This is a genomic window from Kitasatospora sp. NPDC097605 (assembly GCF_040302725.1).
In the GTDB taxonomy this organism is placed as follows: domain Bacteria; phylum Actinomycetota; class Actinomycetes; order Streptomycetales; family Streptomycetaceae; genus Kitasatospora.
The window spans coordinates 25,590-41,616 of the sequence record NZ_JBEOSF010000015.1; the positions used below are offsets into that span (position 1 = coordinate 25,590).

Consider the following 16,027-nt stretch of genomic DNA (forward strand, 5'->3'; position numbering starts at 1 on the left):
GCGGATCCTCACTCCCCGGCGGGCCGGCCGTCCCAGCGGGCGCGCCGCAGGTCGACCCGGGGCGGGTCGGCGAGGTCGCGCAGCGGGGTGCCCTCCTCGCCGTAGTGGGCCAGGGCGCGGTGCTCGTGGCCGGGCAGCAGGCGGCCGTCGGCGCGGATCACCCGCCACCAGGGAACGGCGCCGCCGTACAGGGCCATCACCCGGCCGACCTGGCGGGGGCCGCCCTGGCCGAGGTACTCGGCGACGTCTCCGTAGGTCATCACCCGGCCGGGTGGAATCCGCTCGGTCAGGTCGAGCACCAGTTCGGCGAAGGGCGGCAGCTCGCCGTGGCCGGCGTCGTCGGGGGCGTCCGTCACCTGCGGCATTCTTCCGCATCGGGCCGGCCCGCGGGCCCGGTGCGGGTGATCCGCCGCGCCCGATCCGGCCCCTGTCCAGCGCGGGGCGCCGAGGCATGCCACCATCTTCGGGGCGGTGAGTGGTGATACGAGGACAAGACCAGATGACCGGGACGGCTGACGTGGGTGTGGACGAGGGCTCCGACGAGTCCTCCGACGGCATGCCCGCGGGTGGCGGTGGCGACACCGCCGCCGAAGCGCCACCGGAAGTCTCCCTGATCAAGGACCGGACGATCAAGAGCCCCAAGCCGGCCGGCCCCGCGAACGGGGCCCCCGCCGTCGTACCGACCCAGCCGACCGCGCCCGAGGCGGCCTCCGGGCCCGCCGCGACCACGCCGGACCAGCCGGGGGACCAGCCCGCGGACCCCGGCCCGCGCCCCGGGCCCGACCCGCTGGACGACGCCCCGCACCTGGACGTCGACGAGCCGCTGCTCGCCGCCCGCGCGCACCGGCCCTCCGACCTCATCCGCTTCCTGGCCGGCGTCCTCGGCATCGTCGCGGTCTTCGTGCTCGCCGGGGTGGCGACCTCGACCACCACCGGCATCGAGATCGACATCGCCGAGAACGCGCCCCGCTTCTCCCCGGTGCTGTCCACCATCACCGGCCTGATCTCCAACGTCGCGGTGCTGGCCGTCCCGCTCGCCTTCGCGGTCGAGCGGCTGATCAAGCGCGACGGCCTGCGGGTCGCCGACGGCGTGCTCGCCTCGGTGCTGGCCTACGGCGTCTCGCTGGGCATCGACTGGTGGGTCGCCGAGGGCGCCTCCGACCACATCCGGGACGCGCTGACCCGCTTCCCGCTGGACTCCGTCGGCACCCTCACCGACCCGGTGCACGGCTACCTCGCCCCGGTGATCGCCTACATGACGGCGGTCGGCATGTCGAGCAGACCCCGGTGGCGGGTCGCCCTGTGGGTGGTGGTCGTCTTCAGCGGCATCACCGAGCTGCTCGGCGGCTACACCACCCCGCTGTCCCTGCTGCTCACCGTGCTGATCGGCTGGTCCGTCGCCTACGGCACCCTCTACGCGATCGGCTCGCCGAACATCCGGCCCACCGGCCAGCACCTGATGATCGGCCTGCGCAAGGTCGGCTTCACCCCGGCCAGCGCCCACCGCGCCCCCGACGCCCCCGGCGGCACCCGCCGCTACCTGGTCGCCCAGCAGAGCGGCCCGCCGCTGGACGTCCACATCGTCGACCGCGAGCAGCAGGCCTCCGGCTTCTTCTACCGGGCCTGGCGCCGGCTGCGGCTGCGCTCGGTGGCGGTGCGGCGCAGCCCGCAGTCGCTGCGCCAGGCACTGGAGCAGGAGGCGCTGATCGCCTACGCGGCCGCCGCCTCCGGCGCCCGCGCCCCGCAGCTGGTCGCCACCTCCGAGCTGGGCCCGGACGCCGCGATCCTGGTCTACGAGAACGTCGAGGGCCGCACCCTGGACGACCTCGCCGACGAGGAGGTCACCGACCAGGTGATGGCCTCGCTGTGGGAGTCGGTCGCCGCCCTGCACGAGCGCCGGATCGCCCACCGCCGGCTGACCGGCGAGTCGCTGCTGGTCGTCGACGGGAAGACGGCCTGCCTGGTCAACCTCTCCGGCGGCGACATCGCCGCCACCGACCTGACGCTGCGCATCGACGTCGCCCAGCTGCTCACCACCTTCGCGCTGCGGATCGGCCCCGAGCGGACGGTCGCCACCGCCAACGCGGTGCTCGGCGCCGAGCGGGTCGCCCAGTCGCTGCCGCTGCTGCAGCCGGTCGGTATGAGCCGCTCGACCCGCATCGACCTGAAGAAGCTCACCAAGGAGCGCAAGACCGCCGCCCGGGCCAGGGCGCTGGAGCAGGTCGCCGCCGGCGAGCGCACCCAGCAGCAGGCCGAGGAGGACATCGCCGCGGCCGGCGAGGACCTGCTCAGCCGGATCCGCGCCCAGATCCTGCAGATCGCCCCCGAGGCGCCGATGGAGCCGGCCAAGCTGGAGCGGCTCAAGCCGAAGAGCCTGATCATGGTGGTCGCGCTCACCTTCGCCGCCTACCTGGCGCTGACCACCGTCAAGCCGGCCCAGCTCAAGCTCTCCCAGATGAACTGGGCCTGGGCGGCGGTGGCGCTCGCCGCGGCCGCCTTCTCCTACGTCGCCGCGTCGATGAGCCTGACCGGCTTCGTCCCGGAGAAGCTGCCGTTCCGCCGCACCGTGGCCGCCCAGCTCGCCGGGTCGTTCGTGAAGCTGGTCGCCCCGGCCGCGATCGGCGGCATCGCGCTGAACACCCGCTACCTGCAGAAGGCGGGCATCCGCTCCGGCCAGGCGGTCGCCTCGGTCGGCGCCTCCCAGCTGGCCGGCCTGACCGGGCACCTGCTGCTGCTGTTCAGCTTCGGCCTGATCACCGGCAGCCAGACCAACGGCGACCTCTCCGCCTCCCGGGCGGTGATCATCGGCGTGCTGAGCGCCGCCGTGCTGGCCCTGGTGGTCGCGGCGGTCGCCCCGCTGCGGCGGTTCGTGCTGAACCGGCTGCGCTCGCTGTTCTTCGGCGTGGTGCCGCGGATGCTCGACCTGATGCAGACGCCCAGCAAGCTGATCACCGGCTTCGGCGGCATCCTGCTGCTGACGCTCTCCTTCACCGCCTGCCTGGACGCCTCGGTGCAGGCCTTCGGCGGGTCGATCTCCTTCTCGGCGGTCGCCGTGGTCTTCCTGACCGCCAACGCGGCCGGCTCCGCGATCCCCACCCCCGGCGGCATCGGCCCGGTCGAGGTCGCGCTGATCGGCGCGCTCACCGTCGCCGACGTGCCGCCGGCCGTCGCCACCCCGGCGGTCTTCCTCTACCGGGCGCTGACCTTCTGGCTGCCGGTGCTGCCCGGCTGGATCTCCTACAACGTGCTCCAGCGCAAGGGCGCCCTGTAGCTTCCGGCACGCGAAAGGGCCCGCCGGAGCGGGCCCTTTCACACGTCCTCACACGGTGCGGATCAGTACACCGGCTTGTGCGGCTCGATCTGGTTGACCCAGCCGAGCACGCCGCCGCCCAGGTGGACGGCGTTGGCGAAGCCGGCCGACTTCACCACGGCCAGCACCTCCGCCGAGCGGACGCCCGACTTGCAGTGCAGCACGATCTTCCGGTCCTGCGGCAGCTGCTCCAGCGCGTTGCCCATCAGGAACTCGTTCTTCGGGATCAGCACCGCGCCGGGGATGTTGACGATCTCGTACTCGCCGGGCTCGCGGACGTCGATGAGGAAGATGTCCTCCTCCTCGTCCTGCCACTGCTTGAGCTGCTTGGAGGTGATCGTCGAACCGGCGGCCGCGGCCTGCGCCTCCTCCGACACCACGCCGCAGAAGGCCTCGTAGTCGATGAGCTCGGTGACGGTCGGGTTCTCGCCGCAGACCGCGCAGTTCGGGTCCTTGCGGACCTTCACCTGGCGGTAGTTCATCTCCAGGGCGTCGTAGATCATCAGCCGGCCGACCAGCGGGTCGCCGACCCCGGCCAGCAGCTTGATGGCCTCGGTGACCTGGATCGAGCCGATCGAGGCGCACAGCACACCCAGCACGCCGCCCTCGGCGCAGGACGGCACCATGCCCGGCGGCGGCGCCTCCGGGTAGAGGCAGCGGTAGCAGGGGCCGTGCTCGGCCCAGAACACGCTCGCCTGGCCGTCGAAGCGGTAGATCGAACCCCACACGTACGGCTTGCCGAGCAGCACCGCGGCGTCGTTCACCAGGTAGCGGGTGGCGAAGTTGTCGGTGCCGTCCACGATCAGGTCGTAGCCGGAGAAGATCTCCATGACATTGGAGTTGTCGAGGCGCTCCTCGTGCAGGATCACGTCGACGTAGGGGTTGATCTCCTTGACCGAGTCGCGCGCCGACTCGCCCTTGGAGCGGCCGATGTCCGACTGGCCGTGGATGATCTGACGCTGCAGGTTCGACTCGTCGACCACGTCGAACTCGACGATGCCGAGCGTGCCCACACCGGCCGCCGCGAGGTACATCAGCGCGGGCGAGCCCAGGCCGCCGGCGCCGACGCACAGCACCTTGGCGTTCTTCAGCCGCTTCTGCCCGGCCATGCCCACGTCGGGGATGATCAGGTGGCGGGAGTACCTGCGGACCTCGTCAACGGTGAGCTCGTCGGCCGGCTCGACCAGGGGTGGCAGCGACACGGGGACTCCGATGGTCGTCAGTTCAGGTGGCCAGGGCCAACCTCTAGGGGCTTGTTGCTCCGCCACACAGGTGGCTCTGCTACGCCAACAGTGTCATGCCGCTCCGGTATTCCGAGACAGCTCGTCCGATGGGCGAGACGGGCCGCGCCGGATGGTGGGACCACGGAGCAGGCCCCGGACCGGCCCCCGCCGGAGCGTCCGGGGCCGGTCCGGGGCCGGTCGCGGGCCCGCCGGGTGGGTGCGGCCGGTGGGTGCGGCGGGCCTCAGACCCGGCAGGCCGTCTCCAGCCAGACGTCCCCCAGCGACTCCTCCAGCGGCACCTGCGTCCGCCAGCCGAGACGGTCCCGGGCGGTCCGCACGTCCGCCTGCCGCCACGGCACCGGCTCGCCCGGGGCCACCCGTCCCTCGCCCGGCCGCGGCTCCACCGGCCGGTGGCCCGGCAGGTGGTGCGCGGGCACATGGCCCGGCACGTGCTCGACCGGCCCGCCGGCCTGCGAAGGCAGCACGACCTGCCGGTTCTCCTCCACGACGGTCCCCTCGAAGCCGGACGCCCGGACCAGCAGCTGGGCCGCCTCGCGCGCCCGGACGGCGTGCCCGCTGCCGATGTTGATCACCCCCGTCGCGGCCGACACCGCCGCCGCCTGGATCGCCCGGGCGACGTCCCGCACGTCCACGAAATCCCGGTATCCGGACAGGTCCGGCATCCGTACCTGGGACTCCTCGCGCTCCAGCGCCCGCCGCAGGCCCTCCGCCAGCCGCCCGAACAGCGAGGCGGTCGGCGCCCCCGGCCCCACCACGTCGAACACCCGCAGCACCGCCGCGTCCAGTCCCGAGGCCAGCACCAGCTCGGTGCCGGCCAGCTTCGACACCCCGTACGGGCCCACCGGGCGCGGCTCGGCGCTCTCCGACACCGGGACCCCGCCCGGCACCGGTCCGTACTCGGCCGCCGAGCCGACGTGCACCAGCCGGGCCGGCTCCCGGCTGCGCCGGATCCCCTCGCAGACCGTCGCCACGGCGAGCGTGTTGGCCCGGATCAGCGTGCGCGAGCTGCCGTAGGTGGCGCCCGCGCAGTTGATCACCACCTGCGGCGCGACCGCGTCCAGGAACCGGGCCAGCGCCCCCGGACTGCCGGTGGTCAGGTCGAAGCGGATGTCGGCGGAGTCACGCCGGCCGAGCACCGTCACCTGCAACTCCGGATCCACGAGCAGGCGGTCGGTGACCCGACGGCCGATGAAGCCGTCGGCGCCCAGCAGCAGCACCCTCATCGGGGGTGTCCTTCCACGAAGCCGGACCGGGGAACGGTCCGGCGGGTCCGAGTGAACAACGAGGTCGAGCGGATCGAATCGGAGGGAGCGGGCGGCCGGCGCGCACCGGTGCGCGCCCGGAGGGTCACCGGTGCGCCTCGGGACGGCCCAGCGCCGGCCAGGCGTACGCCAGCAGCGCCAGCGCCACCGCGCCGCCCGCGAGCGGTGCGGTGAACGGCCCGGTGAGCGGTGCCGGCGGCACCGCCGTTCCCGCCGCCCCCGCCAGCGCGCCCAGCGCGGCCGTCCCCGTCCGGCCGCAGCGCGCCAGCAGCGCGGGCAGCACCAGCAGCAGGCCGAGCACCCCCTGTGCCGCCCACTGTGCGGGCGCGGCACGCTCGGCCGCCAGGTGCAGCAGGCCGCCGGCGTGGCCCGGCCCCGGGCGCGGCGCGAGGGCGGTCAGCACGGCGAGCGCCGCGAAGCTCAGCACCCCCAGCACCGCCAGGTGCAGCGCCAGCGCCACCGGGAGCACCGGCCGCATCCGGGAGCGGAACTCGGCCAGCGTCGCCGCCGCGTCCAGATGCCCCCGGGCGACCTGCCGGAACCACCGGGCCGCCCACCGCGCCGACCCGGCCGACAGCGCCGCCGCCAGCACCAGCGCCGCCGTCACCCGCCGCTCCCCCGGCCCGCCGGACGGCACGGCCAGCGGCGCCAGCAGCAGCGCGGCCACCCCCGCCCCCTGGGCCGGCGCGCCCCAGCGGCGCCACCGGCCGGGCCCCGCGTCCTGCGGTCCGCCCCGCCCGCCCCGCGCCGACACCAGCGCGAGCGGCACGGCCGCCGCCAGCAGCACGGGCCGGCCCGCGCCGAGGGCGACCGCCGCCGCGCACGGCAGCGCGGCCGACACCGCGGTGCGCGCCGCCGCACCGGGCCGGCGCGTGAGCGGCGCCGGCGGGACGGCCGGCTCCTCGGCGGGCGGCCGGCGCGGCACCCGGGCGTACAGCTCCTCGGCGAGCGCGAACAGATCGGCGTGCCGGCAGCGGGCCGCGGCCGCCGGGCCCAGCCCGGCCTCCTCCAGCCCGGCGGCGATCTCCAGGGGGTCGACGGCCCGCTCGCAGAGCGCCCGGTGCCGGGCCATCACCTCCCGGACCGGATCCCCCGACACCGTCGCGGCGCCCCCGGCCCCGGTCATCGGACCGCCTCCGCGAGGGCCCCGGCCGGCACGGCCGGCTCCCCCGCCGACGGGCCACCGCGGGACCCCCCGGCCATCGCCTCGGCGCCCGCCGCGTGACCCGCCGCCGTGGCGGCGTCCGCGGCGACGGGCCCGCGGTCGGCCAGCCAGTACTCGGCGGGGCGGGCGAAGGGGCGGGGCCGCGGGCCGGGGGCGCCGGCCGGGAAGGCCGGCCAGTGCGAGACGAGCTCCAGGTAGATCTCCCGGAAGGCCCCGGTCACCGGTTCGACGGCGAAGCGTTCCTGCGCCCTCAGCCGGCCGGCCGGCCCGAGGCGGGCCCGGCGCTCCTCGTCGCGCAGCAGGGCGAGGCAGGCCCCGGCCAGCGCCCGCGGGTCGCGGGCCGGGACGAGCAGCCCGGTCGGGCCGACCACCTCGCGGACCACCCCCACGTCGGTGGCGACCAGCGCCCGGCCGCTCAGCATCGCGTCGGCGAGCGGCCCGGGGCGGTGCTGGGAGAGCGCGGAGAAGACCACCACGCCGCCGGCCTCCCAGGCGTCGGCGGTCGAGCGTGGCCGACCGGCGAACTCCACCGCCTCGCGCACCCCGAGCCGTTCGGCGACGGCCGCGCAGTGCGCCAGGTAGCCGGGGACGGCCTCCTCGCCGTACACGACCAGGCGCGCGGCGGGCAGCTCGGCGCGGACCCGGGCGAAGGCGTGCAGGGCGAGCTCGGGGTCGCGGCCCGGCTCCAGGGCGCCCGCCCAGACCAGGGTGGGCGCGGCGGGTTCGGGGCCGGCGGCGGGCCGCCCGACCGCCGGGGTCCCCTCGTACACCACCCGGGTGCGCGCCGGATCGGCCCCGCAGCGCAGCTGCCAGCGCTGGTCGTGGGCGCTCCCGGGGGTGAGTATCGCGGCCTGCCGGTAGGTCTCCTCGGTGAGCGCCCGGAAGAAGGCGAGCAGCAGGGCCCGCACCGGCCACCGGTGGGGGGCCTCGCGGTGGCCGAGGTACTGCTCGCGCAGGTGCGGCCGGTGCTCGGTGACCACGAACGGGACGCCGTGCAGCCGCTTGGCGACCAGCGCGGGCAGCGCGGCCGGGCCGCCGCCGACGACGTGGCAGAGGTCGGCGGCGCCGAGGCCGCCGGGGGCGGTGCCGTACCAGGGGGCGGAGAGCGGCCGCAGGCACTGTTCGAGCAGGTCGGCGGCGACCAGGACGTCGCGGACCAGGGGCTGTCCGGCGGAGGTGTCGGCGCCGGGCGAGCGCCAGACCCGTTCCAGCACCCGCCGGGCGTGGGCGGAGACCAGGAAGGCGGGCAGCGCGCGGTCGGCGCGGGCGAGTGCGGCGAGCCGGTACAGGCCGGGGCCGAAGGCGTCGCGTTCGCCGGGGCGCACCAGGGCGCGGACGAACTGCTCGTAGGCGGCGGTGTACTGGCGGCGGCGCGGCGCGCCGGGTGCGCGGCCGGCCGGGCGGCGGCCCCGGAGGGCGAACTCCCGGGTGCCGGGACGGGGGTCGGCGGGCGCCGGGCCGGGCGCTCCGGTGAGGACGTACCACTCGAAGTCGTGCTCGCGCAGGCCGTCCACCAGCCGGTCGCACCAGCCGCCGGTGCCACGCGGGGCGTGCGGGCGCACACCCTCGGTGAGCAGTGCAACGCGCACGGGGGGACCTCCAAGGACAGAGCGGATCGACGGATGGCTGAGGCGACCCCGGCGGGCCGAGCGGGGCGGTGCGCGCTCCGCTCGGGCGGCCCGGGGCGGGGGAGGGCGGTCCGCCGGAGGCACCGCGGCCGGGCCGGCGGCCGCCACCGGCTGCCGGTGTCCCTCGCGCGGCCGCCCTCCGGGTTCTCCGGCGGCCGCGACTCCCCCACACCTGTTCGGTCCGACAGCAGAAAGGTAGGTCCGGCCCGGGGTGATCCATCGGTCACTTGCCTGGCTGCCACCTGAACGAGTGAACCGGAGTGACCTCGTCCCGATCACGGCGTTAACGGCGGCCGGTCACGGGGTGTCCGTCGAGGCCGCCGTCAGGCCCGCCGGAGCAGTTCGCGCACCGCGCGGGCGACGGCGTCGGGGTGCTCCATCATGGCGACGTGCCCGGACTCCGGGAGCACCAGCAGCCGGGAGTCCGCGAAGGCCGCGCAGGCCCGGCGGGCGGAGCGGTAGGCGACGAGCTTGTCGCGCAGCCCGTACACCAGCAGGACGGGCGCCTTCACCCGGGCGGCCTGCCGCCAGAGCGCCTGGTCGCCGCGCTCGGTGTAGGCGGAGACGATCCCGCGCGCCGAGCCGGCCAGCGCCCGCATCGCGTAGGGCAGCTCGGTGCGGCGCCGGTACTGGGCGAGCGCCTCGGCGCGGGTGGCCTCGGAGAGGCTGTCGGGGTCGCCGCAGACGAGCCGGAGCAGGTCGTCGGTGACCTGCTCGGGGCCGCGCCGGCCGGCCGGCAGCCGGCGCAGCAGCGCGGGCAGGCCGGGGACGGCGAGCAGCCCGGTGGACCAGGCGGTGCGCTGCGGGGGCAGCTCGGGCAGGGCGGGCGAGACGAGGGTCAGGCTGCGGACGAGGTCGGGGCGCAGGGCGGCGAGCCGGACGGCGACGGCGCCGCCGAGCGAGTTGCCGAAGAGGTGGACGGGGCCGCGGCCGGTGGCCTCCAGGTAGCCGATGACCGCGCGCACGTGCCCGGAGAGGCCGAGGTTGCCGTCGGCGGGCGGGGCGGAGTGGCCGAAACCGGGGAGGTCGAGGGCCTCGCCGTCGAGCTGTCCGGTGAGCCGGGCCATCAGCTCCGTCCAGTTGGCCGCGGAGCCGCCGAGCCCGTGCACGAACAGCGCGGGTTCCCGTCCGCCGTCCGGGGCGGGGTCCCCGGCGGGCCGGTGCACGGCCAGGGCCGCGCCGGACACCTCGACGGTGCGCAGCGGTGCCAGGGCGGCCGGTTCCGGGAGTATTTGCTGCTCAGCGCTGTCCATGGGGGACGATGGTAGTGAGCCGGTGCCGCCGCGGCCGACGGGCCGCCCCGGTGCCGCGGGGTTCCCCGTTGCCCCGTGCTCAGCACTGCCGACGGCCGTGGTGAGCGCCGTATTGTGGGCTCCTGACAAGGGGGATCGCCGCTTTTCTCGTGCCTGCCGAGCGCGAACGCGGTTACCCGAAAGTAGAATCGGTCATCTTGCCGACCCCGTACGACCCGTGAAGTGAGGAGCGCCGTGACGGCCATCCAGGAGGCGCAGGAGCGCCCGCGCGGTGCCCGCCTGCCGCGAAGCGCCCGCCGTGAACAACTGCTCGGTGCCGCCCAGGAGGTGTTCGTCGCGCAGGGTTACCACGCGGCCGCCATGGACGACATCGCCGACCGTGCCGGGGTGAGCAAGCCGGTCCTGTACCAGCACTTCCCCGGGAAGCTGGAGCTCTACCTGGCGCTGCTGGACAAGCACTGCGACGCCCTGGTCGACTCGACCCGGGAGGCGCTGGAGACGACCACCGACAACAAGCTGCGGGTGGCCGCGACGATGGAGGCGTACTTCAACTACGTCTCCAGCGAGTCGGGCGCGTTCCGGCTGGTCTTCGAGTCGGACCTGACCAACGAGCCGGCCGTGCGGGAGCGGGTCGAGCGGGCCGCCGAGGCCAGTGCGACGCTGGTCAGCAAGGTGATCCAGGAGGACACCGACCTGCCGGAGGCGGAGTCCAAGCTGCTGGCCGCGGGCGTCTGCGGGCTGGCCCAGATCACCGCCCGGTACTGGCTCTCGCAGGGCCTGGAGATCCCGCGCGACGAGGCGGTCCGGCTGGTCGCCAGCCTGGCCTGGCGCGGGCTGAAGGGCTTCCCGATGCACCCCAACGAGTCGCCGGAGGCACCCGCCGCCGGCCAGTGATCCACCGACCCTGGCCGGGGTGCCGACCGGGTGCTCTATGGTGAAGCGGTACGGCGCGGTCGCCGGGCCCGCCTGTCCCAGGCGGCGCGGTGCCGCGCGTGGATGGCTGCAACCCCGGAGGGACGGAAGCCGTGGAGGTCAAGATCGGCGTGCAGAACGCGCCGCGCGAGATCGTGATCGAGAGCTCGCAGACTGCCGATGAGGTCCAGGACGCGGTCACGAAGGCGCTCGAGGGCACCGAGAAGCTCTTCTCCCTGAGCGACGAGCACGGCCGTCGCATCATCGTCCCGGCCGACCGCCTGGCGTACGTGGAGATCGGCGAGCCGGCCGCGCGCAAGGTCGGCTTCGGCACGCTCTGAGCCACGGGCCTCGTCCGGTGCCCCGCTCCCTCGGCCGAGGGAGCGGGGCACCGTCGTTTCCGGGGGGCCGTCGTCTCCGGGGGAACCGTCCTGTCCGGGGCGGCGCCCGGCGCGGACGGGGCCGGGTGTACGGGTGGGGCGGCCGGGGTACGGCGACAGTACGGCCGGCCGAGCGCCGGGCGCCGGTACCCCGGGGAGGCATCCTTGCTCGTCGAGACGTTCGCCTTCGTCCTCGTCGGCGTGGTCGTGGGCGCCGCCGCGCTGCTGTCCTGGCCCGCCTACTTCCCGGCCGGACGGGCGCCGACCCTGGGCACGGCCCTGGGTTCGGCGCTGCTCGCCGGGGTGATCGCGCACTTCACCATGGACGGCCGGTACCCGGCGGCGAGCATCGCGGTCTCGGCGGTCGCCTCGGCCCTGCTCACCTCGGTGCTGGCCCGGCCCGACCTGGCCGCCGGCCGGGCGCCGGCGCACCGCCACCGCCCGCACCGGGCGGGCGCCCACCGGGCGGGCGCGCACCGGCGCCAGCGGCACGCCTGAGCCGCCGGTCCGCGCCGGGCGCCCCGCGCACGCCGGGCGCCCCGTCCACCGGCGGGGTCAGGAGGCCAGGCCGAGCGCCGCCATCCGCCGGGTGTGCGCCTCGGTGATCCGGTTGAACATCTTGCCGACCTCGACCAGGTCGAAGCCCTGCACCCGGACACCGCCGACCAGCAGGTTCGACAGCGCGTCCCGCTCGGCGACCACCCGCTGCGCCTGGCTGAGCGCCTCGCCCATCAGCCGCCGGCCCCACAGGGCGAGCCGGCCGCCGGCCCGCGGGTCGGCCTCGATGGCCTGGCGCACCTTGTCGACGGCGAACTGCGCGTGCCCGGTGTCGGACATGACGCCGAGCACGAGGTCACGGGTGTCGTCGTCGAGCCGGACGGCCACCTCGCGGTAGAAGTCGGTCGCGATGGCGTCGCCGACGTAGGCCTTTACCAGGCCCTCCAGCCAGTCCGAGGGCGCGGTCATCCGGTGGAAGAGCTCCAGCGGCTCGACGAACGGGCGCATCGCCTCCTGCGGGTCGGCACCGATCTCGGCGAGCCGGTCGTGCAGCCGCTGGTAGTGCTGGAACTCGGCGGAGGCCATCCGGGCCAGCGCGGCCTTGTCGGCCAGGTCGGGCGCGAGCTTGGCGTCCTCGGCGAGCCGCTCGAAGGCGCTCAGCTCGCCGTACGCGAGGGCGCCGAGCAGGTCCAGTACGGCGGCCCGGTAGCCCGGGTCGGCCGAGCAGGCCGCCCAGTCGCCGATCGAGCCGGCCGCCACGTCGTCCTGCGTCTCACCACGGTTCTCCATGACCCGCCACCTTAGTGCCGCTCCGTCCCCGGGCACCTCTTCCACCGCTCCGACCTGCGATGTCGTCCGCGTCACGTGTTCGAGTCGTCGGGTGACTGTATGGTGGTACGGAGGCCCGTCGTGCTCGCACGGTGTCACCGCCGTCTCGGTGCCGCCGGGCAAGCCCGCTCCGCAGCGACTCCGTCCCCCGAAGGACGCGCCGCGCGGAAGCCGGGTACTCAACGTACGCGGATGCCCGGTCGGAGAGCCGATCGGCTCCGACCAGGGCTTGGACTTCAAGCCTTGGCACCGCATCAGTGGCCGAGCGAGGGCCGCCGAGACCGCGCCAGCCGGCGCAGGTCCCGCGCAGGTCCCTCACGGGAATCCTCCCCGACGCCGCCGGCGACGCGCCCCTTGACCGGGCCGCGCGCACCGGCCGGCCGCAGGGACCGGCGCGGTTGTGCGTCCGCGCAGCTGTATTCGGGGCCGTCCAGGCCCGTACGCAGCCGCGCGGCTGCCCGCCCGCCGCTCGCTCTCGGCCCCTCCACACGGAAGAGGCAGCACCCTGTCCACCACCGCTGAACCCACCAAGACCACCTTCCGGGACCTGGGCATCCTCCCGGAGACCGCCGAGGCCCTCGAGTCCGTCGGCATCGTCCACCCCTTCCCGATCCAGGAGATGACCCTCCCGGTCGCGCTGACCGGCCACGACGTCATCGGCCAGGCCAAGACCGGCACCGGCAAGACCCTCGGTTTCGGCCTCCCGCTGATCGAGCGGGTCGTCGTGCGGGCCGACGTCGACGCCGGGCGCGCGCAGGAGGAGCAGCTCTCCGACTGCCCGCAGGCGCTCATCGTCGTGCCGACCCGCGAGCTGTGCACCCAGGTCACCAACGACCTGCAGACCGCCGGCAAGGTCCGCGACGTGCGGGTGCTCGCCGTCTACGGCGGCCGCGCCTACGAGCCGCAGGTCGAGGCGCTGAAGAAGGGCGTCGACATCGTCGTCGGCACTCCCGGCCGCCTGCTCGACCTGGCCGGCCAGAAGAAGCTGAACCTGTCCGAGGTCCGCTCGCTGGTCCTGGACGAGGCCGACGAGATGCTCGACCTCGGCTTCCTGCCGGACGTCGAGAAGATCATCACCATGCTGCCGGCCAAGCGGCAGACCCTGCTGTTCTCGGCGACCATGCCGGGCCAGGTGATCAGCCTCGCCCGCCGGTACATGAGCCAGCCGACGCACATCCGCGCCGCCGCGCCGGACGACACCGGCACCACGGTCGCCAACATCGAGCAGCACATCTTCCGCGCCCACTCGCTGGACAAGGTGGAGATGGTCTCGCGCATCCTGCAGGCCGACGGCCGCGGGCTGGCGATGATCTTCTGCCGGACCAAGCGGACCGCCGCCGACGTCGCCGACCAGCTGACCCAGCGCGGCTTCGCGGCCGGCGCGGTGCACGGCGACCTCGGGCAGGGCGCCCGTGAGCAGGCGCTGCGCGCGTTCCGCAACGGCAAGGTCGACGTGCTGGTCTGCACCGACGTCGCGGCCCGCGGCATCGACGTCGAGGGCGTCACGCACGTGATCAACTACCAGTGCCCGGAGGACGAGAAGACCTACCTGCACCGGATCGGCCGCACCGGCCGGGCCGGCGCCTCGGGCACCGCCGTCACCCTGGTCGACTGGGACGACATCCCGCGCTGGCAGCTGATCAACAAGGCGCTGGACCTGCCGTTCAACGAGCCGGAGGAGACCTACTCCACCTCGCCGCACCTGTACGAGCTGCTGAAGATCGCGCCGGGGACCAAGGGCATCCTGCCGCGCTCGGAGCGGACCCGCGCCGGGCTCGGCGCGGAGGAGGTCGAGGACCTCGGCGAGACCGGCGGGCGCGGTTCGCGCTCCGGCGGGCGCGGGCGCGGCGGGCGGAGCGGCTCCGGCCGGGCCGCGGCCGCCGTCGAGCCGGCCGCGGCCGAGGAGAAGCCGGCCCGCAAGACCCGTGAGCGCCGGCGCACCCGTCGGGGCAGCGCGGTCGACGGGGTCGCGGCGGTCGTCGACGGGGCGCCCGACGCTCCCGTCACGCCCGGCGCGCCGGAGGCTCCGGCCGCCGTCGAGGGCGCCGAGGGCGAGTCCGCGGCCCCGCGCCGCCGCCGTCGCCGCTCGCGCGGTCCGGCGTCGGGCGAGGGCACGGCCGCCGAGACCGTCGCCACCGAGGTCGCCGAGGCCGCGGTCGTCGAGCCGGCCGCCGCTCCCGCCGAGGCCGCCGCCGACGCGCCGGCCGCCGAGAAGCCCAAGCGCACCCGCACCCGCTCGCGGGCGAAGGCCGAGGCTCCGGCCGAGGTCGCCGCCGCCGAGGCCCCGGCCGCCGCTCCCGCCGAGGCCGCCGCCGACGCGCCGGCCGCCGAGAAGCCCAAGCGCACCCGCACCCGGACCCGCCGCCCGGCGGCCGCCCCCGAGGCGACCCCGGAGAGCTGACCCGCGTTCCCGCGAAGGGGCGGCCCGGACTCCCGGGCCGCCCCTTCGGCGTTCCCGGGGACGATCTACCCTCGGGTCACCCGCCAGTTCGCCCCGGTCGCCGGAGGTCCGTTCATGAGCACGCCGCCGTTCCTCGCCCTCCCGCCCTGTGCGCGCGCGCTGCGGGTGGTGACGGCGCGCGGGGAGTTCGCGGCGCTGCGGGCCGAGCCGGCCGGGGCGGTGCGCGGCTCGGCGCTGCTGGTGCCCGGCTTCACCGGCAGCAAGGAGGACTTCATCGCGCTGCTGGAGCCGCTCGCCGCGGCCGGCTACCGGGTGACCGCCGTCGACCAGCGCGGCCAGTACGAGACGGGCGGACCGGACGACCCGTCCGCCTACACGGTGGCCGCGCTGGGCGCGGACGTGCGGGCGCTCACCGCCGCGCTGCTGGCCGAGGGCGGCACCGGGCCGCTGCACCTGCTGGGCCACTCCTTCGGCGGCCAGGTGGTCCGCGAGGCCGTCCTGGCCGAGGCGGACGCGGACGTCCCGGCGCTGCCGTGGGCGTCGCTGACCCTGATGTCCACCGGCCCCGGGGCGATCGACCCGGCCGAGGCGGAGCGGACCCGGCTGCTGATCAGTGTCCTGCCCACGATGGGCCTGGAGGAGATCTGGCGGGTGATGCAGCAGATGGAGGAGGGCAGCGGGGACCGCGCCCGCCGTCCCTCCCCCGAGGTCGCCCGCTTCCTGCACCACCGCTGGCTGGCGAACGTGCCGCAGGCGCTGATCACCACCGGCGGCCATCTGGTCGCCGCGCCGGACCGGGTGGACGAGCTGGCCGCGGTGCTGGCCGCCGGCCTGCCCGCCCTGGTGCTGTCCGGCGAACGCGACTACGCGTGGCCGGTGCCGGAGCAGACCGCGATGGCCCGGCGCCTCGGCGCCCGCCGGGTGGTGGTGGCGGACGCCGGGCACTCCCCGAACGCCGAACGGCCGGCCGCGACCGCCGAGGCCCTGCTGGCCCTCTGGGGCTGACCCCGCGGCCCGTTCGGGCCGGCGCCGGGGCCCCGGCTCGACACCTCCGGGAGGCCCCTGGTACAAGGGGGGCGACAAAATTCGTTAGTTGCGGTAATATTTGATTCGGTCCTGGAAACATCGTCGACAGTGCCGTCGGCG

At 75.7% G+C, this 16,027-nt stretch carries 13 protein-coding genes; 6 read left to right on the forward strand and 7 right to left on the reverse strand.

Annotated features, from left to right (window positions below; genetic code table 11):
* Positions 1 to 8: 8 nt before the first annotated feature.
* Positions 9 to 365, reverse strand: a complete 357-nt coding sequence (locus ABTX81_RS18575) for an MGMT family protein (RefSeq protein ID WP_350546730.1) — start codon at positions 363 to 365, stop codon at positions 9 to 11.
* 134 nt (positions 366 to 499) lie between these two features.
* On the opposite strand from ABTX81_RS18575, the gene ABTX81_RS18580 reads away from it, so the two are divergent.
* Positions 500 to 3,271 (forward strand): flippase-like domain-containing protein, encoded by a 2,772-nt coding sequence (locus tag ABTX81_RS18580; protein WP_350546732.1) that lies wholly within the window; start codon positions 500 to 502, stop codon positions 3,269 to 3,271.
* Between the two features lie 62 nt (positions 3,272 to 3,333).
* Here ABTX81_RS18580 and moeZ read toward each other — a convergent pair whose 3' ends face one another.
* From moeZ to ABTX81_RS18605, 5 genes are all read right to left on the reverse strand, one after another.
* Positions 3,334 to 4,512 (reverse strand): adenylyltransferase/sulfurtransferase MoeZ, encoded by a 1,179-nt coding sequence (gene moeZ, locus ABTX81_RS18585; RefSeq protein WP_350546734.1) that lies wholly within the window; start codon positions 4,510 to 4,512, stop codon positions 3,334 to 3,336.
* A gap of 263 nt (positions 4,513 to 4,775) precedes the next feature.
* On the reverse strand, positions 4,776 to 5,777 hold the full coding sequence (locus ABTX81_RS18590) for an NAD-dependent epimerase/dehydratase family protein (protein ID WP_350546736.1): 1,002 nt from the start codon (positions 5,775 to 5,777) through the stop codon (positions 4,776 to 4,778).
* A 124-nt stretch (positions 5,778 to 5,901) separates the two neighbouring features.
* A complete protein-coding gene (locus tag ABTX81_RS18595; RefSeq protein WP_350546738.1) occupies positions 5,902 to 6,942 on the reverse strand; it encodes a hypothetical protein in 1,041 nt (346 codons plus the stop codon).
* Positions 6,939 to 8,570: a DUF3492 domain-containing protein gene (locus tag ABTX81_RS18600; protein WP_350546740.1), complete on the reverse strand. Its 1,632-nt coding sequence runs from the start codon at positions 8,568 to 8,570 to the stop codon at positions 6,939 to 6,941. The genes ABTX81_RS18595 and ABTX81_RS18600 overlap by 4 nt, the downstream gene beginning before the upstream one ends.
* A 362-nt stretch (positions 8,571 to 8,932) precedes the next feature.
* Positions 8,933 to 9,862: an alpha/beta fold hydrolase gene (locus tag ABTX81_RS18605; RefSeq protein WP_350546742.1), complete on the reverse strand. Its 930-nt coding sequence runs from the start codon at positions 9,860 to 9,862 to the stop codon at positions 8,933 to 8,935.
* Between the two features lie 234 nt (positions 9,863 to 10,096).
* Between ABTX81_RS18605 and ABTX81_RS18610 the strand changes: the two genes are divergently transcribed.
* From ABTX81_RS18610 to ABTX81_RS18620, 3 genes are all read left to right on the forward strand, one after another.
* Complete coding sequence (locus ABTX81_RS18610) at positions 10,097 to 10,756, forward strand: TetR/AcrR family transcriptional regulator (RefSeq protein ID WP_350546745.1); 660 nt, start codon at positions 10,097 to 10,099, stop codon at positions 10,754 to 10,756.
* Positions 10,757 to 10,887: 131 nt separating this feature from the next.
* Complete coding sequence (locus ABTX81_RS18615) at positions 10,888 to 11,115, forward strand: DUF3107 domain-containing protein (protein ID WP_350546747.1); 228 nt, start codon at positions 10,888 to 10,890, stop codon at positions 11,113 to 11,115.
* Positions 11,116 to 11,319: 204 nt separating this feature from the next.
* A complete protein-coding gene (locus ABTX81_RS18620) occupies positions 11,320 to 11,652 on the forward strand; it encodes a hypothetical protein (RefSeq protein ID WP_350546749.1) in 333 nt (110 codons plus the stop codon).
* A 57-nt stretch (positions 11,653 to 11,709) separates the two neighbouring features.
* On the opposite strand, the gene ABTX81_RS18625 is transcribed toward ABTX81_RS18620, so the two are convergent.
* Positions 11,710 to 12,441 carry a ferritin-like fold-containing protein gene (locus ABTX81_RS18625; RefSeq protein ID WP_350546751.1) on the reverse strand — a complete coding sequence of 244 codons (732 nt, stop codon included), beginning with the start codon at positions 12,439 to 12,441 and terminating at the stop codon, positions 11,710 to 11,712.
* A gap of 658 nt (positions 12,442 to 13,099) precedes the next feature.
* Here ABTX81_RS18625 and ABTX81_RS18630 point away from each other — a divergent pair.
* Both ABTX81_RS18630 and ABTX81_RS18635 read left to right on the forward strand, forming a co-directional pair.
* On the forward strand, positions 13,100 to 14,881 hold the full coding sequence (locus ABTX81_RS18630) for a DEAD/DEAH box helicase (protein ID WP_502892806.1): 1,782 nt from the start codon (positions 13,100 to 13,102) through the stop codon (positions 14,879 to 14,881).
* Between the two features lie 114 nt (positions 14,882 to 14,995).
* Positions 14,996 to 15,886, forward strand: a complete 891-nt coding sequence (locus ABTX81_RS18635; RefSeq protein WP_350546753.1) for an alpha/beta fold hydrolase — start codon at positions 14,996 to 14,998, stop codon at positions 15,884 to 15,886.
* The last annotated feature ends 141 nt before the right edge of the window (positions 15,887 to 16,027 follow it).